The following is a 19,855-nucleotide window of genomic DNA, read 5'->3' on the forward strand; positions in this document are numbered from 1 at the left end:
ATGGCGAAGGTGGCACCGGAAGGGCTGATCACGGCGCTCGATATCGGGTCGTCGAAGGTTTCGGCGATGATCGCGCAAAAGGGGGACGGCGGCGAGTTGATCGTGCTGGGCACCGGCCAGCGCGAGAGCCGCGGCGTCAAGCGCGGCTATATCGCCGACATGGCGACGACCGAGGCCGCGGTACGCGAAGCGGTCGAGCAGGCCGAGCGGATCGCCGGGATCAATATCGAGAATGTCTGGGTCGGCTTCTCGGCCGGCGGGCTGGTGTCCGACGTCGCCGAGGTCGAGTTCGAACTGGGCGGCCACCGCGTCGAGCAGCAGGATATCGATGCGTTGCTCGCCGCCGGGCGCAACTCGATCGATCCGCAGGGGCGAATGGTGCTGCACGCGCAGCCTGCGCTCTACACGCTCGACGGGCTGACGGGCGTGAAGACGCCGCTCGGGCTGCATGCCGACCGGCTTGGCGTGCATATCCATGTCGTGGCCGCAGACGGATCGCCGGTCCGCAATCTCGATCTGTGCGTGCGTTCGGCGCATCTCGAGGTGAAGTCGATCATCGCGTCGCCGGTCGCGACGGGGCTCGCGTGCCTCAGCGACGAGGAGCGTGAGCTGGGCGTGGCGCTGGTCGAGATGGGGGCGGGGATCACCAATGTCTCGCTGTTCGCGGGCGGCATGCTCGTCGGACTGACCTCGATCCCGATCGGTGCGCAGGACATCACCGACGACATCGCCAGTGCGTTCGGGACGCGGCGGCAGAATGCCGAGCGGATGAAGTGCTTCCACGGTTCGGCCAATGCCTCCCCGCGCGACAATCACGACATGATCCCGGTCATGCCGATTTCGGCCGAGGATGGTGCGGGCGAGGGCGCGCAGATCACCAAGGCGCAGCTGATCAGCGTCATCCGCCAGCGGCTCGAACATCAGATGGGCGAGGTGCGCAATGCGCTGAGCACGCTCAAATTCGAGGGGCCGGTGGGGCGCCAGGTCGTGCTGACCGGCGGCGGCGCGGAACTGAAGGGCATCGCCGATTACGCGCAACAGGCGCTGGGGCGGTCGGTCCGGATCGGCCGACCGCGCGGATTGACCGCTCTGCCCGAGGCGCATGGCGGACCGGCATTTGCGACGCTAGCGGGGTTGGCCTTCTATGCGGCGACCGATCCGATCGACCTGCGCGGTATTGCACCGCAGCGGACGATCGTTCACCGGCCGAAGGGAATCGGCATGGTCCGCAAGTTGATTCAGGCGGCACGCGCGAATTATTGAGAGTTTCGAAACGGCTGACGCTATTTCGGCTGGAACAGCCGGTAGCGTTGGTGCACACAGGTTAATCAGGGGCCCGGCCGTAGCGTATCACCGGGATGGGCGGAGAAGCAGGCGATGAGCATCGAATTTCTGAGTCCCGAAGTGGACGAGCTGGCCCCCCGCATCGCGGTGATCGGGGTCGGTGGCGCGGGCGGTAACGCGATCGCGAACATGATGAGGGCCGACGTCCAGGGCGTCGACTTCCTCGTCGCCAACACCGACGCGCAGGCGCTCAAGCAGTCGACCGCGCCGCAGCGGATCCAGCTGGGCACCAAGATCACGCAGGGCCTCGGTGCCGGCAGCCGTCCCGAGATCGGCCGCGCGGCCGCCGAGGAGACGATCGACCAGCTCGCCAAGATGCTCGAAGGCGCACACATGTGCTTCATCACCGCGGGCATGGGCGGCGGCACGGGCACGGGTGCTGCCCCGGTTATCGCCAAGGCGGCGCGCGACATGGGCATCCTAACCGTCGGCGTGGTCACCAAGCCGTTCGCGTTCGAGGGCAATCGTCGCGCCAAGTCGGCGGATGGCGGCATCGAGGAACTGCAGAAGTACGTCGATACGCTGATCGTCATCCCGAACCAGAACCTGTTCCTGATCGCCAACGCGAACACGACCTTCAAGGAAGCGTTCTCGATGGCGGACGAGGTCCTCCAGCAGGGCGTCCGCAGCATCACCGACCTGATGGTCATGCCCGGCCTCATCAACCTCGACTTCGCCGACGTCCGTTCGGTGATGCAGGAAATGGGCAAGGCGATGATGGGCACCGGCGAGGCGAGCGGCGACAACCGCGCGCTAGAGGCGGCACAGAAGGCGATCTCGAACCCGCTGCTCGACGGCGTCAGCATGCAGGGTGCCAAGGGCGTGATCATCTCGATCACCGGCGGCGACGATATGCGCCTGCTCGAAGTCGACGAAGCCGCGAATCACATCCGCGACCTGGTCGATCCCGATGCCAACATCATCTGGGGTTCGGCGTTCAACCAGGAGCTGGAAGGCAAGATCCGCGTCTCGGTCGTCGCGACCGGGATCGATGCGGACGCAAAGCCCGCCGTCGCGCCCGAACCGACGCGCTCGTTCAGCTTCGGCATGGGCCGCAAGAACGACGAATCGACGTCGTTCCGTCCGAGCGAGCCCGCGGCACCGACCGGCACGACTGGCACGGGCGACGACCCGCTCGACCTGTCGAGCGCGGACGCGGTACAGTCCGGCACCGGTGACGAGGAACTCGTCCTGGGCCAGGACAAGATGGTCCCCGCCGCACCGGCCGCACCGCAGTCCTATGCCCCCGCGCCGACCCAGGCTGCGCCCGCACCCGCCCCGGTGCAGCCGCCGGTCCAAGCTCAGCCTGCGCCGCAGCCGACCGCGCGCACGCCCCAGGCGCCTGCCTATCAGGCTCCGCCGCGCTCCTACGCGGACGATCGTTATGCCGCTCCCACGCCCGCGGCCCCGGCGCCGATGCCGGCTGCGGACGAGGGTGGTGCACGCCGTCGCTGGCTCGCCCCGGGTGCGGAAGCTGCGCCCGAGGCCGCCACACCGGCGACGCCGCGCGTCAAGCTCGGTGGTACACTGTTCGAGCGCATGTCGAATGCGGCGCGCGGCGCGGCCAAGGAAGACGGCGAGACGGCTCCGACCGATCCGCTCGACATTCCGCGCTTCCTGCACCGCCAGAACAACCAGTAACGGCCTGCACAAAGGGGCGCGCCGGTTCGTCGCCGGCGCGCCCCGTCCTGGCGCGTAGCGCGCTGCGACATGTTGCCCGTTCCCGCGCGCTCGGGTCTAGCTACGGGCACCCATGATCTTCCCGACCCATCATCTCCTGACCGCGGCGCTCGCGCTGGTCCTGGTCACCGTACCAAGCGGCGCGCGGGCGCAGGAAGTCGTCCAGCCCCTGCCCGGAACGACCGACGCGGATCGCCTCGGCGATACGATGCGGCAGCTCGCGTCAAACCCCCGCAACGTCGATGCACTGGTCCGCGCGGGGGATCTGTCGATCGGGCTCGGCGATCTGAGCGGTGCCGCGGCGCTGTTCGCGCGCGCCGAGAAGGTCGATCCGCGCAACGGGCGGGTGAAGGCCGGTATGGCCTCTATCCTGGTCCGCTCCGAGCGACCGGGCGAGGCGCTGCGCTATTTCGCGCAGGCCGAGGCGTTCGGGCTCCAGCCGCGCTATTATGCCGCGGATCGCGGGCTGGCCTATGACCTGATCGGCGAACAGGACCGGGCGCAGCGCGACTATCGTGTCGCGTTGCGCGATGCCCCCGATGACGAGACTGTCCGGCGTTACGCCCTGTCACTCGGCATATCCGGCAAGCGTGATCTGGCACTGCAGCAGCTCGACCCGCTGGTCCTCAAGAAGGACCGTGGGGCGTGGCGCGCGCGCGCGTTCATCCTGGCGATGAACAACGACGTGCGCGGCGCAGAGACGATCGTCACGACGATGATGCCCGGGGCTGCGGCGCGCGGTCTGCAGCCCTTCTTCCAGCGTCTGCCGTTGCTAGCACCCGCAGATCGCGCCTTTGCGGTGCATTTTGGCGAAGTGCATGCGACTCCGCAGCGGATCGCCGATGCGCGGATGGCGCCGGTCCTGCCGCAACTGGGTGCCGATCCGACCGCGCCGGTGATGCTCGCGGCGGCCGAGCCGCAGCCCGCCCCCCAGCCGACGGGCCGTGCCAAGGCGGCCGCCGATCGATCGGCCGCACGCCGCGACAAGACCGCACGGTCGGGTCGCGTCGAAGTCGCCGCTGTGACGCCGACGCCGACCCCTGCGCCGACTCCGGCCCCGACGCCTTCGCCCGTCCGCCCGGCGGCAACCGTGCAGGCGTCCGCACCGATGGTCATGGTCCAGCCGCTGCCGAAACCGCCGGCGCTGCTGGCATCGGCACAGCCGGTCCAGCGGCCGACCGTTCCTGCCGCCGCTTCGACGCTCGCCCCGTCCGCGCCGACATCGACCTTTGTCCAGCCCCTGCCGGCCCGGACGACGTCGGTCGCGGCCGCGGACGCGAACCGTGCGTCGCAGGCAAGCATGGCGGCGTCTTCGCCGACCCGCGCGTCCGATACGCCCGGTGCGCTGCCCTCTGCGATTGTCGCGCAGATGGCGGCGTTGCCGACCGCTCCGGCGACGACCGCCGGAACGACGCCGCCGGTGATGCCGCGAACTACGACGGCCCCGGTATCGACGGCTGTCCCGACCACGCCAGCGGCATCGGGTGTCGTCGCTACGACCGTTCCGACCACGACACCCGCCGCTGTGCCCGGCATCGCGTCGACCCCGACGCAGGTCGCGGTCGCCGCCACGCCTGCTGTGACCGGGCGGACCATCCCCGTCAGCGAGGATTCGATCCTCGCACGAATCATTGCCGGGCTGTCGATCCCGGCATCCGAACTCGGCGTCGCGCCGATCGCTCGGGCTGCACCCGTGGTGCCGGCAACGACCGCCGGGGTCGGCGCGGGCGACGACGCCGGCGCACGTGCGCTCGCCGACGCGAAGGCCAAGGCGGAGCGCGATACCGCAGCCGAGGCGGAGGCGCTTGCCGCGACCCGGCTCGCCGATGCGAAGGCGGCGCGCGCGAAGCTGGCGGCGGACAAGAAGATCGCCGACCGCAAGGCGATCGCCGACAAGAAGATTGCCGCCGAGAAGAAGGCCGCCGCCGAGAAGAAGGCGATCGCCGACAAGGCAGCGGCAGAAGAGAAGCGGATCGCGCGCGCCAACCCCGAGCGCATCTGGGTCCAGGTGTCGACCGGCGCGACCGAGGGTGACCTGCCCAAGGCGTGGAAGGGCGTGAAGGCGAAGGCGCCGACCGTCGTCGGAACGCGTGGCGGCTGGACGGCGCCGTGGGGCGCGACGAACCGCGTGCTGGCAGGGCCGTTCAAGACCGCCGCGGAGGCGCGGACCTTCGTCAATGCGCTCGCCAAGGAGGGCGTCTCGACCTTCTCCTTCACCAGCGATGCCGGTCAGGTGGTTACGAAGTTGCCCGCCAAGTGAGCGCGCGTGCGCCCTGGGCCTCGGACCCGGCGCGGAGCAAAGGTCGGCTTCACGAGGAACAGAACGGGACCGTCCGCGGGCCGCGTGACGCGTTCCAGCGTGATCGCGACCGGATCATCCACTCGATCAGCTTCCGCCGGCTGCGCCACAAGACGCAGGTCTTCATGGCGCCCGACGGCGATCATTTTCGCGTCAGGCTGACCCATAGTCTCGAAGTCGCGCAGATCGGCCGTGCAGTCGCCCGCACGCTCGCGCTCAACGAGGATCTGACCGAGGCGCTGTGTCTGGCGCACGACATCGGCCATCCGCCCTTCGGTCATGCCGGCGAGGATGCGCTGAAGATCGCGCTGACCGGGCAGGGCGGGTTCGACCATAATGGCCACACGCTGCGGACGCTCACCGAGATCGAGCGCCCCTATCCGCGCTGGAATGGGCTGAACCTGACCTGGGAAACGCTCGAGGGGCTGGCCAAGCATAACGGGCCGGTCCGCCACCCCGGCTGGGCGCTGCGCGTGGCGGACTCGGCGTTCGATCTTGCGCTCACGAGCTTCTCGTCGCTCGAGGCACAGGTCGCGGCGATCGCCGACGACATCGCCTATGACAATCACGACATTGACGACGGGCTGCGCGCGGGATTGCTGACGCTCGATCAGTTGATGGCGGTCCCGCTGATCGCGCGCGGCTGGGACGATACCTGCGCGCGCTTCCCCGATGTCGAGCCGAAGCGACTGATGGGTGAACTGGTGCGCTCGCAGATCGGCACGATGGCCAACGACCTGATCGCCGAAACGCGTCGCCGGATCGCGGCGAGCGGCGTCACCAGCGTCGAGGACGTGCGCGACGCGGGCGAATGCCTTGTCGGATTTTCCGATGCGATGCGCGAGGAAGAGCGCGATCTGAAGCGGTTCATGTACGCGAACCTCTATCACCATCCGCGCCAGATCGCCGCGGCCGATGCCGCGCACGGGATCGTGACCGGGCTGTTCGCGGTCTACAAGAACGATCCCGGCACGATCCCCGCGGAGTGGCGCGAGCGCCTGCCCGAGGCGGATCCGGATCGCAGCCGGCACATCGCCGACTTCATCGCCGGCATGACCGATCGCTATGCCATCTCGCGCTATCGCGAGCTGGTCGGGCCGATCGATCTGCCCGAGGGGTTCTGAAGCCCGGCCGATTTCGCGGGATCAATGTCCACGCGAAATCGGCTCAGCCGTCAGCGTCTTAGCGTGCGACGGCGGCGATACCGCCGGCCGCGCCCGATGCTTCGGTCGTCGCGAAGGCGACCGGCACGCCGCCCGCCGTACCCGACACGCGGTCGCCGCGCACGATCAGGTGAAACGCCTGGCCCGACGGGAAGCGGCGGCCGTTGATGACCTGGCGGCCGTTCTCGACGCTGCTGGTGTAGACATAGGTGCTGCCTTCATACTCGAAGGACTGCTTGGCTTCCTTGGCCATGCCGATCGTCGAGGTGAGGGCGGCCGCCGCGGCGGCGAGGACGTATACGGTCTTGCGCATGATATGTGCTCCGCAGTGAAAGATCGTACCGGGCGCAATCGGGTGGTCACCCAGCTTTGATGCCCAGAAGATATTGCGGTGCAGCATAAGCAGCAATTGCAAAGGAGTCCGTCGCACTTGCACGGCGTGCACGGCAACCATTGGCGCCGCGATTGGCATAATCCTGCGACACTCCCGGGCTAGGACGAGACTGCAGGAGATGACGGATGACGCAGGCGAGCATCGCATTGAACCGGTTCGGAATTGGTGCGCGACCCGATGACGTGGTCGGTAACGGCAGGGACTGGCTATCGGCGCAGATGCCGGCGTTTGCGATCCGCCCGCCGGCGATTGCCGCCGCCCCTGACAGCGCGCGCGTTGCAACCGATCTCGCCAGCTATCAGCAAGCGCAACGTGCGGCTCGCGCGGCCGCACCGCCGCCGGATGCCATGCGCACCGCGCCGGCGACACCGCCGGTGCGCAGCGACCCGGTGCGGGCCGCACGGCAGGCGATTGGGAAGCAGGCGCGGGACGATTACGGTGCTGCGGTTGCCGCGCGCGCGATCGCCGCGCTCACCACGCAGACTCCGTTCGTCGAGCGGCTGGTGCATTTCTGGGCGAATCACTTTGCGGTGTCGGCCGACCGGCTGACGGTGGTCGGGCTGGCGGGGACGCTCGAGTTCGAGGCAATCCGGCCGCACGTGCTGGGCCGGTTCGGTGACATGCTGGCGGCGGTCGAACGGCACCCGGCGATGCTGCTCTATCTCGACCAGGCGGTATCGGTCGGCCCGAGCAGCGCACTCGGCATGCGGGTCGCGGCGCGGGGCGGGCGCAAGGTCGGGCTGAACGAAAACCTCGCCCGCGAAATCCTCGAGCTGCACACACTGGGGGTGCGCACCGGCTATGGCCAGGGCGACGTCACCGAACTCGCTCGAGCGATGACGGGGTGGACGGTGGCGGGCCTGGGACGTGGCGGCGGGCGGGATCAGGGCCCGGCGGGGCGGTTCCGGTTCGCGGCGGCGGTCCACGAACCCGGCGTGCGAACCGTGCTGGGAAAACATTATGCCGAGGATGGCGAGGATCAGGCGGGGGCTGTCTTGCGCGACCTCGCAGTGAACCCGGCGACCGCGATGCACGTCGCGACCAAGCTCGCCCGGCATTTCGCCGGTGACGTGCCGCCGCCGGCGATGGTCGCACGCTTGCGTGCGGTGTTCCTCGAAACCGGCGGCGACCTGCCGAGCGTGTACCGCGCGCTGATCGCATCGCCCGAGGCCTGGATCGAGACGCCGGTGAAATTCAAGACGCCCTGGGAATGGTCGATCGCGGCGATGCGCGCGCTGGGCATGACCAGTGTTCAGCCGGGGGCGATCGCCGGCCTGCTGACGCAGCTTGGCCAGCCGGTGTGGAAGCCCGGGCAGCCGGCCGGCTATGACGATATCGCCGCGAGCTGGGCGGGGCCCGATGCGATAATGCGCCGGGTCGAGGCGGCGGAGCGGTTCGCGTCGCGCGCGGGCGGGGCGATCGATGCCCGCAGACTGGCAGCGACGCTGTTCCCCGGATCGGTGAGCGCCGCCACGACCGAGGCGCTGGCGCGCGCCGAAAGCCCCGGGCAGGCGCTCGCGCTGCTGCTCGTCGCACCCGAATCGATGCGGAGATAAGCCATGCTCGACCGTCGTCACGTCATCACCTCCGCCATGCTCGGCGGCCTCGCCAGCGCCTTTGCACCGCGCATGGCCTTTGCCCGCGCCGCCACCGCCAAGCGGTTCGTCTTCATCATCCAGCGTGGCGCGGCCGACGGGCTGGGGACGATCGGTGCGGTCGGCGACCCGGCCTTTGCAGGCGTTCGCGGCGATCTCGCCGCGGACTTCGCGTCCGGCACCAGGCTCGACGGCTTGTTCACTTTGCATCCCGCGCTCGCGACGACCGCTAGCCTCTATGCGCGCAAGGAGGCGGTGTTCGCGCATGCGATCGCGTCCCCCTATCGCGATCGATCGCACTTCGATGGGCAGAACGTCCTCGAGACGGGCGGCGCCACCGCCTATCAGGTCAAGGACGGGTGGCTCAATCGCTTGCTCGACCTGCTGCCAGCGGATTCGGCGCGTGGCATCGCGGTCGCCGCGACCGTGCCGATGGCGCTGCGCGGCCGCCGGGAGGTCGCCTCCTATGCGCCGTCCAACCTGCCCGATGCGTCCGATGACCTGCTCCAGCGCGTCGCGATGCTGTATCAGGGCGACGCGCAGCTTCATGGCCTGTGGAGCGAGGCGATGGCGACACGGACGTTGACCAGCGACCTCGCCGCGGCGAACGGCCAGAATGCGGCGGCGACGGGCACGCTCGCCGCGCGCCTGATCGTGCCCGAGAACGGCGCACGGATCGCGATGATCGAGACCGGCGGCTGGGACACGCATGCCGGCCAGCGCGGACGTCTCGCGGCTCAACTGAAGGGCCTCGATGCGATGATCGGCGCGTTGCAGACGGGGCTTGGGCCGCTATGGGCGGAGACGATGGTGCTTGTCGCGACCGAGTTCGGGCGGACCGTCGCGGTCAACGGGACCGGCGGCACCGATCACGGGACGGGCGCGTCGGCGATGGTGCTGGGCGGCGGGGTCGCGGGCGGGCGCGTGATCGCTGACTGGCCGGGGCTGGGGGCAGGGGCGCTTTACGACGGGCGCGACCTCAGGCCGACGATGGCGCTCGACGCGTTCATCGGCGGTGCGGTCGCCGCGCATTTCGGCGTCGAGCCCGGCCGCGCGATGGCGACGCTGTTCCCGGCCAGCGCACGGACCCTGGCGATCGAGGGGCTGGTCCGCACCTGACCGGGCCGGTGCGGGATGAATTGAGCCCGGCCCTGCTTTGGGCTAGAGCCCCCGCTTCCTTACGATACCGGAATTGTCATGACGCTCTATACCCGCTTCGCCGCGCATATCGATGCGGCGCTCGACACGCTGACCGAGGCGGGACTGTTGCCGGCCGGGCTCGACCGCAAAAACGTGACGGTCGAGCCGCCGCGCGATGCAAGCCACGGCGATCTCGCGACCAATGCGGCGATGGTGCTGGCCAAGCCCGCCAAGACCAACCCGCGCGTGCTGGCGGATGCGCTGGTCGTCGAACTCGGCAAGATCGAGTCCGTCGACAGCGCGAGCGTGGCGGGACCGGGCTTTATCAACATGAAGCTGACCGACGATGCCTGGCGCGGCGAGTTGGCCGCGGTGCCGGTCGCGGGCGCCGATTACGGGCGCTCGACGCTGGGCGACGGGATCACCGTCAACATCGAATATGTGTCGGCGAACCCGACCGGACCGATGCACATGGGGCATTGCCGTGGCGCAGTGGTCGGCGACGCGCTGGCCAGCCTGCTCGAATTCGCCGGCCACCGGGTGATCCGCGAATATTATGTCAACGATGCCGGCGGCCAGGTCGACGTGCTCGCACGCTCGGTCCACCTGCGGTACCGCGAGGCGCTGGGCGAGACGGTGACGATCCCCGAGGGCCTGTATCCCGGCGATTACCTCGTGCCGATCGGGCAGGCGCTGGCGAGCGAATATGGCGACCGGTTCGTCGGCGCGCCCGAAAGCGACTGGCTGGCGATGTTCCGGACGCGCGCGGTCGCGGCGATGATGGTGATGATCCGCGCCGATCTCGCGCTGCTCGGGATCGAGCATGAGGTGTTTTCGTCGGAGGCCGAACTGCAGGCGCTCGGCAAGCCCGAGGCCGCGGAGGCCGAGTTGCGGTCGCGCGATCTGGTCTATGACGGCGTGCTTGAGGCGCCCAAGGGCGAGATGGCGGACGACTGGGAACCGGTCGAGCTGCCGCTGTTCCGCTCGACGCAGTTCGGCGACGACCAGGATCGGCCGATCAAGAAGTCGAACGGGTCGTGGACCTATTTCGGTGCCGATCTCGCCTATCATTTCCAGAAGAGCCAGACCGCCGACCAGCTGATCGACATCTGGGGCGCGGATCACGGTGGCACGGTCAAGCGGATCGTCGCGGGCGTGGCCGCGCTGACCGGCGGCAAGACTCGGTTCGACGTCAAGCTGGTCCAGATGGTCCGGCTGCTGCGCAACGGCGAGCCGGTGAAGATGTCGAAGCGGTCGGGCAATTTCGTCACGCTGGCCGATGTCGTGAACGAGGTCGGCAAGGATGTCGTGCGCTTTACGATGCTGACGCGGCGGTCGGACGCGCAGATGGATTTCGACTTTGCCAAGGTGGTCGAGGCGTCGAAGGATAATCCGGTCTTCTACGTCCAATATGCGCATGCACGGATCGCGTCGCTGCACCGGCGCGCGGACGAGGCGGGAATCGCCGCGATCGAGGCGGACCTGTCCCGGCTTGATACGGACGAGCTCGCGCTGATGAAGCTCGCCAGCCAGTTCCCGCGAATCGTCGAAACCGCCGCTACGGCGCGCGAGCCGCACCGGATCGCGTTCTATCTCTACGACTTGGCCGCAGCGTTCCATGCGCTGTGGAATGTCGGCAACGATCGGCCCGAGCGGCGCTTCCTGGTGGTCGAGGATCCCGGCGCCACGGCGGCACGGCTTTTCTTGGCGGACGCAATCGGGCAGATCATCCGCAACGGCCTTGCCATCATGGGCGTCGAGGCGGTTTCGGAGTTGAACTGATGGCCGACGAGATGAACCTGCGCGAGGAAGATCGACTGCCCTGGCTGGAGACGATCGAGTCGGACGATCGTGACGGCCCGCCGATCGCGCGTGTCGTCGCGCTGGTTGTGCTGGGGCTGGGTCTGCTCGCGGCGATCATCTTCGGGGTCTACACGCTGCAGAACCGCGTGCCGTCGGGCGACGGCCAGCTGATCGCCGCGCCCGCGACGCCGTACAAGGTGAAGCCGGATGCGGTCGGCGGCCTCAAGGTCAATGGCGAAGGCGACAGCGCGATCGCCACCAGCGCGGGCAAGGGTGCCGGCAATGGTGCGATCGACCTGACGGGCGTGCCCGAGGCGCCGGTTGCCGGTCGCCGTGCAGTAGCGACGTCGACGGGGGCGGACGATCCCGCCGGCCGCAACGCGGTGGCGCAGGTGCCCGCATCGGGCGGCCGGCTGGTCGCGGCCCCGCCGCTGCAGGCGCGGCCGGCAGCGGCGGGCCCCGTCGCGAGCGGATCGCTCGTCCAGCTCGGTGCCTTTCCGAGTGCTGCGGTGGCCAATTCGGCATGGACCAACTTCGCCAAGCGCTTCAGCTATCTCGCGCCGCTGAACAAGTTCGTCGAGCCGGTCGCACGCGGTGGCAACACGCTGTACCGGTTGCGCGTCGATGCGGGCAGCGCGAACCAGGCCGCTGATATCTGCGGACGGTTGCGTGTCGCCGGCGAGACCTGCTTCGTCGCCAGCTGATCGTCGCGCTGCGGCAGGTTGAACGTGACGACGCAGGGGCGGTTCGCTAGGCGAGGCGCATGAAGCCCGTCATCTTCGGCCTGTCCGGCCCCGTGCTCACCCCGCAGGAACGCGCATTCTTTGCCGAGTGCGTACCGGCCGGATATATCCTGTTCAAACGCAACGTCGTCGATCGTGCCCAGCTGCGCGCGCTGACGGAGTCGCTCCGTGCGCTGGCGGGGCGCGACGATCTGGCGATCCTGATCGATCAGGAGGGCGGGCGCGTCGCCCGGATGGGGCCACCCGAATGGCCGAGTTTTCCCGCGGGACCGGTATTCGACGCGGCGTATGACCGCGCGCCGATGACCGCGATCCAGGCGGCGCGCGCGAACGCCCAGGCGCTCGGGGTGATGCTGAGCGAGGTCGGGATCACGGTCGACTGCCTGCCGCTGCTCGACGTCGCGCAACCCGACACGACCGAGGCGGTTGCCTCGCGTGCGTTTGGGTCCGATCCGATGCGCGTCGCAGCGCTCGGGCGTGCCACGCTGGAGGGGCTGGCCGCGGGCGGTGTTGTCGGGGTCGTCAAGCACATGCCCGGCCATGGCCGCGCGCGCGTCGACACGCATCATCACCTGCCCACCGTCACCGCCACCGATGCCGAGCTCGAGGTCGATATCGAGCCGTTCCGCACGCTCAACCAGGCGCCGATGGGCATGACGTCGCATATCGTCTTCGACGCGTGGGATGCGGATCGCCCGGCGACGCTGTCGCCAATTGTCATCGACCGGATCATCCGCGACCGCATCGGCTTCGACGGCCTGCTGATGACCGACGACATCGACATGAAGGCGCTGTCGGGCACCGCGGGCGACAAGGCAGCCGGCGCGATCGCAGCAGGGTGCGACCTCGTCCTCGACTGCTGGGCGCGCATGGACGAGATGGTCGAGATTGCCGGCCGGCTGGGTCCGATCTCCGCGGTGGCGCGAGCCCGTCTCGATCGCGCGATGGCGTCGGTGGGCCCCGCACAGGGACGGTTCGACGATCTGATCGCGACCCGGGATGCGCTGCTCGACCGGGCCATGCAGGACCCTACCGGAGACTGATCGCTTCACGAGCGGGCTGCGACGGATGCGCGGATGCTGTACGCAGCGCGGATGGACGATGCACAGCTGACGCTGGATCTGGATGGATGGGAGGGACCGCTCGACCTGCTGCTGTCGCTCGCGCGCGCGCAGCGGGTCGATCTGCGGAAGATCTCGATCCTGTCGCTGGTCGAGCAATATCTCGCTTATGTCGATGATGCGCACACGCTCAAACTCGAACTCGCCGCGGATTATCTCGTGATGGCGGCGTGGCTGGCCTATCTGAAGTCGGCGCTGCTGCTGCCCCGCGATCCGTCGGTCGAGCCCGATCCGGACGACCTCGCGCGGCGGCTCCAGCACCGGCTCGAGCGGCTCGATGCGATGCGCGAGGCGGGGGCGCGGTTGATGGCATGCGACAGGACGGGGCGCGACGTGTTCGTTCGCGGCGCGCCCGAGGGGCTGCGGACGGTCCGCAAGGCGATCTGGACGGCGGAGATCTTCGACCTGATCGCGGCCTATGGGCGTGTATCGGGGCGCACCCGGCCGGTGATGCACGTGGTGGTGGACCGCGCGGTCATGACGCTCGAGGCGGCGCTCGAGCGCGTGTCGATGATGGTCGGCGAGCGGCTCGACTGGAGCAGGATTGAGGCGTTCCTGCCTGCATCCGCGGTCGTGCCCGGCGCGGAGCGGTTTCGTCGGTCGGCCCTGGCGTCGAGTTTCGTCGCGGCGCTCGAACTGGCGCGGCAGGGGCGTGTCGAGCTGCGACAGGCGGCGCCCTTTGCCCCGCTCTATTTGCGCGCCACGCCGGCATGACGCGGCCCGATACGCTCGTCCGCGCGGTCGAAGCGGTGCTGTTCGCCGCCGACACGCCGCTGACGCTCGATGCGATCCGCGCGCATGTCGGGGCGATCGCGACGGCGCGGGACGTCCGCGCCGCGATCGAGGTGCTGGTCGAGGACTATACGGGGCGCGGCTTCAATATCGTCCGGCGCGGGGATCGGTGGCAGTTCCAGACCGCGCCCGACCTTGCCCATGTGCTGCGTCGCGAATCCGAAGAGCCGCGGCGACTGAGCCGGGCGGGGATCGAGACGCTGGCGATCATCGCCTATCACGAGCCCGTCACCCGCGCCGAGATCGAGGCGATCCGCGGCGTGCAGATCTCTAAGGGCGTGCTCGACGTGCTGATGGAGGCGGACTGGGTCCGGCCCGCGGGGCGGCGCGAGGTCCCGGGGCGACCCTTGCTCTATGCCACGACCGCCGAGTTCCTGGTGCATTTCGGGCTGAAGACCCGTCGCGACCTGCCAGGGATCGACGATCTGCGCGCTGCGGGGCTGCTGGATCCGGTCGATGTCAACGTCGAGGACCGTACAGATCGCGGCAGCCATGAAAGCACTGTGGCAAAGCGTGACGATGACGCCTAGATAGAGGCAGGTTTTCAGGAGAATTGTCATGGGCGGATTTAGCCCGATCCATCTGCTCGTTCTTGCGGTCGTCGCGATCCTCCTTCTGGGCGGCGGTCGGTTTTCCAGCCTGATGGGCGACGTTGCCAAGGGCGTTAAGAACTTCAAGAAGGGCATGGCCGAGCCTGACGACGAGACGCCGGCCAAGCCATCCGCGCGTATCGAAGCCCAGAAGACCGCCGATCCGGCCTTCGATCGCGATGGCAATCGCGTCCGCGAAGACCGCTGAGCCCCGCTTGACGTTCCCAGACTCGACGGGTCCAGATAGGCGCGCCTGAATGTTCGATATCGCTCCGTCCGAATTCCTGCTCGTGGCATTCGTCGCGCTCGTCGTGATCGGTCCGAAGGACCTGCCCAAGGCGATGCGCGTCGTCGGCTATTGGGTCGGCAAGGCGCGCGGCGTCGCGCGCCAATTCCGGTCGGGCTTCGACTCGATGGTCCGCGAGGCGGAGCTCGAAGAAATGGAAAAGCGCTGGGCGTCGGAGAATGAGCGGATCATGCGTGAGCACCCGCCGACCGACACCGCACAGATCGTCCATTCGCCCGAACCCGACATCCATCACGATCTGCCGTCGTCCGAACCCGTGATGGTCGAGAAACCCGCCGTGCTCCCGGCATCCGGGCCCTCGGCGGATAAGCCGGCGCCGGCTGGCCTCGATATCGAAGCGCCGGCCCCGGATTACCGGGACAGCGTCGACGCGACGCCCGGGCAGGATCGGCACGAACACGCCGTACCGGCTGCCACGCCGTCCGACGCGCGGACGGGCAAGTCCGACGTAGCGTCGTCGTGACCGACTTCCAGACTGCCGAGAGCATAGCGTCATGAGTGAGATCGACGAGAGCCGGGCCCCCTTGCTCGACCATCTGATCGAGTTGCGGCGGCGGCTGCTCTATTGCATCGCCGCGCTGGTCGTGACGTTCGCCGTGGCGATGTATTTTGCCGAGGATATCTTCGGCTTCCTCGTCCACCCGCTGCTCGCGGCGGGGCAGGACACGGTGATCTACACCGAAGTGTTCGAGGCGTTCTTTGTCCAGGTGAAGGTTGCGTTCTTCGCGGCGATGATGCTGTCCTTCCCGGTCATAGCGAACCAGCTCTGGCAGTTCGTTGCCCCCGGTCTGTACAAGAAGGAGAAGAACGCGCTCCTGCCGTTCATTCTCGCGACCCCCGTCCTGTTCCTCACAGGCGCGGCCATGGCCTATTATGTCGCGATCCCGATGGCGCTCCACTTCCTGCTGGGGTTCGACGGCGTGGTCGGCGGCGTGAAGCGCGAGGCGCTGCCGGCGATCGGCAATTACCTGTCGTTCACGATGCAGTTCCTGTTCGGCTTCGGGATCGCCTTCCTGCTGCCCGTGCTGCTGATGCTGCTCGAGCGCGCCGGGATCGTCACGCGCAAGCAACTGGTCGGCGCGAGGCGCTACGCCATCGTCGCCGCGTTCGCGATCGCCGCGGTGCTGACGCCCCCGGATATCGGGTCGCAGCTGCTGCTCGCGATCCCGCTGACCATCCTCTATGAATTTGCGCTGATCGGCATCTGGTTTACCGAGCGCAGCCGGGCGAAGGCCAAGGCGCAGGATGAGACGTCGGACTCCACCGATATCGCCGAAACGCACTGAGCGAACGGCGCCAGACGTAAAAACGGGGCCCGGTGCAGCTGTACCGGGCCCCGTTTTCGTATCTCAAGCGCAAAGGCTTACTTGGCGTCGCTCGCGGTCTTCGCCACGGTGCGGCCGGCCGAGCTCACGTCCTTGCCGGCGCCTTCGACGGTGTTGCATGCCGACACGATGAGCGCGCTGGCCACAACGGCCAATCCAACCAACTTACGCATAATACTTCCTCCTAGAAGGGCTTGAATGCCACCGAGGGGAGAAATGTACGGGCGCGGGTTTCGTTCCGTTGGTGCAACCAGGCACGCATCTGATTTGGAATGATAAAGGCCCGGAAGCGTCACCGGGGGGGGGGGAGGGTGATGCTTCCGGGCCTGTCACTTGGATAGCGAGAGCGGGGGGGCATAAAGTCGCTATCCGAACTATAGAACGGCGCTCGGGAACGGTGGTTCCTGCCGTTTTCAAGTTTTTTTCGACGAGGTGTTTCGTCGTGCCTAATCGCGACCGATGACGGCAAAGGCGATCTCATACGCGCCGACCAGCGGGTCGTGATGGAGCGCCGAGCGCAACTGGCGTGAAAGGCCTTCCATTACACGGCCATAGCGTGTTGCTGCCTCGCGGAGCGCGTCGCTCTCGATCAGCGCCCGCGAGACGACGCGGAGCACTGCGCGGTCGGGCGTGGCGCCGGGCTGGATCGACACGCGGATCTGTGCCGAAGGATCGCAGGTCATCGCCAGCTCGATCGTTTCGGTCGCAAGGAACGCGACCGCCACGGCGACGTCCTGATTGACGAGGAACGGGGCGACGTCGAGCGTGATGCCAAGGCCATGCGAGCGATCGGGGGCGGTGGCGCGGATGTTGGCGGACAGCTCGCCGAGCATCGTGCGCATGTTGAGCCCGCGATTTTCCTCGAGCTCGGCAAAGTGATTGCGGTGCACGACCGCCAGCGCATCGACCCGGCGCTGGATCGACGAATAGGCCTCGGTCGCGTCGGCGCTGCGTGCACTGCGGGCGTGGAAGTTGATTAGGCTGGAGATCACCTGGAGGTTGTTCTTCACCCGGTGATGCACTTCGCGCGTCAGCTTGGTCTGTCGCACGAGCCCGGCCGCCAGGCCCGCTTCGTGCGCCGCCACGGTCCGGCTGATGACCTGGAACGTGTCGCCGAGCTCGCGGATCTCCTGTGCGGGCATGGTGCGGACGGTGCCCGTATCAATGACCTCACCCGGCGTGAACGCGGCGACCGCGGCGCGCAATTGCCGCAAGGGACGGATCAGCAGGCGATCCACGACGAACCAGCCGATCCCCGCCGCGGCCGCCCACATGAGCAGCGGCAGCAACAGCGCGATGATCAGCGACGAGGTGATCGGTGCGCTGCGGATGCTCGTGCGCAGCGCAAGGCCCGCGACGCCGAGATCGGTGCGCATCGTCTCCAGCCGGTCAAGCGGTGCTTCGTCGTCGATCGATTCGAGGAGCAGCGCGTCCTGTCCGAGCATCAGCGCGCTGTTGAACTCCAGCGTCTGGTTGGAAGGCCGGCCGATCCGTTCGAGAAAGGGCTGCGGGAAATAGGCGCGTGCCGATGTCTCGCCGCCGGGGCCGGTGATCGCGAGGACCAGGCCGCGGTTCGGGACGATCGCGGCGGCAACGGGATTGCTTGTCGAATCGAGCGCGACGGCTTCGGGCAGCGCGCGCCCGCACAGCACGCGGCCGGCGCGGTCGGTGATGACGAAGCGCGTACCCGAGGAGGCCTGCTGCGCGAACACACCCTGCGCGCGAGCGCAGCTCGGCGCGTCGGCGGGGTCGAAGCCCAGCGCGTTCACCGCGACGCGCAACGCGGTCATGTCGCCGATCAGTTCGATGGCGATCGATCGCGCGCTTTCTGCCGCAGCGACCCGCAACCGTGCACGGGCTTCCGCATCGGCGACACGCGTCGTCTGCAACGTGGCGAAGATCGCAATCAGCGCAAGCGGCAGAAGCGCTGCGCTTAGGATCAGGAAGAGCTTGGCACCGGTGGGCAGCCGCCCGATCGCGGTGGCAATCGCCGACGCCGGACGGACCGCCGTGTCACCAGCGGCATCAGGAGTGATGTCGGTAGGGGTCTCTGAAGAGCCCTGGGTAGCAGGTGACGGGGTGGGAGGCGTGTTCACGAAGCCGGTTGGCGAGGCCATGCGGCCCGCCCTCAGTCCAGCTTGCCGAGCAGCGCCAGAAACTCGTCGGGAACGGCTTCCTCGACGGTCTGCTGATAGACCGACCGCAATGCCGTTCCCATCTGCCGATCGCGGGCCGTGTCGCGCGGCTTGCCGGTGCCCTTGCCAGCGGGAGTGCCGGCGGGAGTTTCGTTCTGCGTGTCGTGGCCCAAACTCAAAATTTCCCCCTGCACGACGCACGTAAGATGATGTTTACCATAGGCCGCGGGCGGCACATGACACAGCTAGACCTGCGTCATACACTCGCGGTGATTGTCCGTGAAACCAAATAGCCTCTCGTTAGTTCCCTGTTCGAGCGAAAAATCGATATTGTCGTGGGCGTCGGGCCAAAAGGTTCCGAGGGTCTGGCAATCGGTCGGTCGCGTCATATTCTAGTATCGTCGTCCTCACCGGGCCGGCGTAACGATCAGGGAGTTACCAATACCCATGTCGCTTGGACAGCAACTCGCACCGCATCTTCCCTTTCTGCGGCGCTACGGCCGGGCCCTGACCGGCAGCCAGAGTCATGGCGACAAATATGTTCGCGCGACGCTCGAGGCGATCGTCGCGGCGCCGGATGAATTCCCGAAGGACGTCGATCCGCGTCTCGGTCTTTATCGGATGTTCCAGGCGATCTGGTCGTCGGCGAATTATGACGAGATGGGCGACGAGGGTGTCGGCGATACCGACGGCCACGCCGCAGTTGCCCGCGCACGTATGTCGCGGATGACTCCGCTGTCGCGTCAGGCGCTGCTGCTGACCGCGATGGAGGGTTTCACGCCCGAGGACGCGGCCTATCTGATCGACGTCGATGCGAACGAGGTCGAAGAGCTCGTCGCCGCAGCACTGGCGGAAATCGAAGGTCAGACCCGCGCGCGCGTCCTGATTATCGAGGACGAGCCGATCATCGCGATGGATATCGAGACGATCGTGCGCGACCTGGGTCACGACGTGACCGGTGTCGCAGTGACTCGCGACGAGGCCGTGGCCCTTGCGATGGAAGAGCGTCCGGGTCTCGTGCTCGCTGATATTCAGCTGGCTGACGACAGTTCGGGTATCGACGCGGTCAAGGACATCCTTGCCGAATTCGAGGTTCCCGTGATCTTCATCACCGCGTTCCCCGAACGACTCCTGACCGGTGAACGTCCCGAGCCGACCTTCCTGATCACCAAGCCGTTCCAGCGCTCGACAGTGAAGGCGGCAATCAGCCAGGCACTGTTCTTCGATCAGACGACCGTTCCGGGCGCCTGATGCGCCGCTAGACTTGGGCCGGGGTTGCCGTCGACGATATCGTCAGCAACGCCGGCATCAAGTTTTTGATAGTTACGGACCCAAAACGGCGTTCGGGGGTTTCAGTCTCATGGTTGATCCAAAAGAGCAGATCCACGTCGCCGGCGAAGACGCCCGCGCCGGCGCAACACCGC

General features: G+C 67.9%; 19 protein-coding genes. 15 read left to right on the forward strand and 4 right to left on the reverse strand.

From position 1 onward, the window contains the following. The 4 genes from ftsA to IFT71_RS06665 all read left to right on the forward strand — a co-directional run bounded on the left by ftsA (position 1) and on the right by IFT71_RS06665 (position 6,447). A complete protein-coding gene (gene ftsA / locus IFT71_RS06650; protein WP_031393123.1) occupies positions 1-1,263 on the forward strand; it encodes a cell division protein FtsA in 1,263 nt (420 codons plus the stop codon). A gap of 114 nt (positions 1,264-1,377) precedes the next feature. Further along, a complete protein-coding gene (gene ftsZ / locus IFT71_RS06655; protein WP_192139811.1) occupies positions 1,378-2,985 on the forward strand; it encodes a cell division protein FtsZ in 1,608 nt (535 codons plus the stop codon). A gap of 112 nt (positions 2,986-3,097) precedes the next feature. After that, entirely contained in the window at positions 3,098-5,284 is a 2,187-nt protein-coding gene (locus IFT71_RS21380) for an SPOR domain-containing protein (protein WP_192139813.1), read from the forward strand. Next, positions 5,281-6,447 (forward strand): deoxyguanosinetriphosphate triphosphohydrolase, encoded by a 1,167-nt coding sequence (locus tag IFT71_RS06665; protein WP_192139816.1) that lies wholly within the window; start codon positions 5,281-5,283, stop codon positions 6,445-6,447. Before IFT71_RS21380 ends, IFT71_RS06665 begins: the two co-directional genes overlap by 4 nt. 58 nt (positions 6,448-6,505) lie before the next feature. On the opposite strand, the gene IFT71_RS06670 is transcribed toward IFT71_RS06665, so the two are convergent. Further along, positions 6,506-6,799 carry a hypothetical protein gene (locus IFT71_RS06670; protein WP_037531548.1) on the reverse strand — a complete coding sequence of 98 codons (294 nt, stop codon included), beginning with the start codon at positions 6,797-6,799 and terminating at the stop codon, positions 6,506-6,508. A gap of 206 nt (positions 6,800-7,005) precedes the next feature. On the opposite strand from IFT71_RS06670, the gene IFT71_RS06675 reads away from it, so the two are divergent. From IFT71_RS06675 to tatC, 10 genes are all read left to right on the forward strand, one after another. Beyond that, complete coding sequence (locus tag IFT71_RS06675) at positions 7,006-8,436, forward strand: DUF1800 domain-containing protein (protein WP_192139818.1); 1,431 nt, start codon at positions 7,006-7,008, stop codon at positions 8,434-8,436. 3 nt (positions 8,437-8,439) lie between these two features. Beyond that, a complete protein-coding gene (locus tag IFT71_RS06680; protein WP_192139820.1) occupies positions 8,440-9,594 on the forward strand; it encodes a DUF1501 domain-containing protein in 1,155 nt (384 codons plus the stop codon). A gap of 78 nt (positions 9,595-9,672) precedes the next feature. Continuing rightward, on the forward strand, positions 9,673-11,397 hold the full coding sequence (argS, locus tag IFT71_RS06685) for an arginine--tRNA ligase (RefSeq protein ID WP_037530972.1): 1,725 nt from the start codon (positions 9,673-9,675) through the stop codon (positions 11,395-11,397). Continuing rightward, entirely contained in the window at positions 11,397-12,122 is a 726-nt protein-coding gene (locus IFT71_RS06690) for an SPOR domain-containing protein (protein ID WP_107045989.1), read from the forward strand. Before argS ends, IFT71_RS06690 begins: the two co-directional genes overlap by 1 nt. Positions 12,123-12,181: 59 nt before the next feature. Beyond that, positions 12,182-13,204 (forward strand): glycoside hydrolase family 3 protein, encoded by a 1,023-nt coding sequence (locus tag IFT71_RS06695; RefSeq protein ID WP_192139822.1) that lies wholly within the window; start codon positions 12,182-12,184, stop codon positions 13,202-13,204. 33 nt (positions 13,205-13,237) lie between these two features. Next, positions 13,238-13,996 carry a segregation and condensation protein A gene (locus IFT71_RS06700; RefSeq protein ID WP_244654790.1) on the forward strand — a complete coding sequence of 253 codons (759 nt, stop codon included), beginning with the start codon at positions 13,238-13,240 and terminating at the stop codon, positions 13,994-13,996. Further along, positions 13,993-14,604 (forward strand): SMC-Scp complex subunit ScpB, encoded by a 612-nt coding sequence (gene scpB / locus IFT71_RS06705; RefSeq protein ID WP_192139824.1) that lies wholly within the window; start codon positions 13,993-13,995, stop codon positions 14,602-14,604. Before IFT71_RS06700 ends, scpB begins: the two co-directional genes overlap by 4 nt. Positions 14,605-14,632: 28 nt before the next feature. After that, complete coding sequence (locus tag IFT71_RS06710; RefSeq protein ID WP_031394888.1) at positions 14,633-14,872, forward strand: twin-arginine translocase TatA/TatE family subunit; 240 nt, start codon at positions 14,633-14,635, stop codon at positions 14,870-14,872. Between the two features lie 49 nt (positions 14,873-14,921). Next, positions 14,922-15,434, forward strand: a complete 513-nt coding sequence (gene tatB / locus IFT71_RS06715; protein WP_192139826.1) for a Sec-independent protein translocase protein TatB — start codon at positions 14,922-14,924, stop codon at positions 15,432-15,434. 31 nt (positions 15,435-15,465) lie between these two features. Then, on the forward strand, positions 15,466-16,257 hold the full coding sequence (gene tatC, locus IFT71_RS06720; protein ID WP_031394886.1) for a twin-arginine translocase subunit TatC: 792 nt from the start codon (positions 15,466-15,468) through the stop codon (positions 16,255-16,257). 77 nt (positions 16,258-16,334) lie between these two features. On the opposite strand, the gene IFT71_RS06725 is transcribed toward tatC, so the two are convergent. The 3 genes from IFT71_RS06725 to IFT71_RS21385 form a co-directional block, all read right to left on the reverse strand. Further along, positions 16,335-16,469, reverse strand: a complete 135-nt coding sequence (locus IFT71_RS06725; RefSeq protein ID WP_031394885.1) for an entericidin A/B family lipoprotein — start codon at positions 16,467-16,469, stop codon at positions 16,335-16,337. Positions 16,470-16,742: 273 nt separating this feature from the next. Then, positions 16,743-18,413, reverse strand: a complete 1,671-nt coding sequence (locus tag IFT71_RS06730; RefSeq protein WP_192139828.1) for a sensor histidine kinase — start codon at positions 18,411-18,413, stop codon at positions 16,743-16,745. Between the two features lie 11 nt (positions 18,414-18,424). Then, positions 18,425-18,610 carry a NepR family anti-sigma factor gene (locus IFT71_RS21385; RefSeq protein WP_146163677.1) on the reverse strand — a complete coding sequence of 62 codons (186 nt, stop codon included), beginning with the start codon at positions 18,608-18,610 and terminating at the stop codon, positions 18,425-18,427. Positions 18,611-18,878: 268 nt separating this feature from the next. Between IFT71_RS21385 and IFT71_RS06740 the strand changes: the two genes are divergently transcribed. Then, positions 18,879-19,682, forward strand: coding sequence for a response regulator (locus IFT71_RS06740; RefSeq protein WP_031394883.1), 804 nt, complete (start codon positions 18,879-18,881; stop codon positions 19,680-19,682). Positions 19,683-19,855: the final 173 nt, after the last annotated feature.

Source organism: Sphingomonas sp. CFBP 13733 (genome assembly GCF_014841795.1).
In the GTDB taxonomy this organism is placed as follows: domain Bacteria; phylum Pseudomonadota; class Alphaproteobacteria; order Sphingomonadales; family Sphingomonadaceae; genus Sphingomonas; species Sphingomonas aerolata.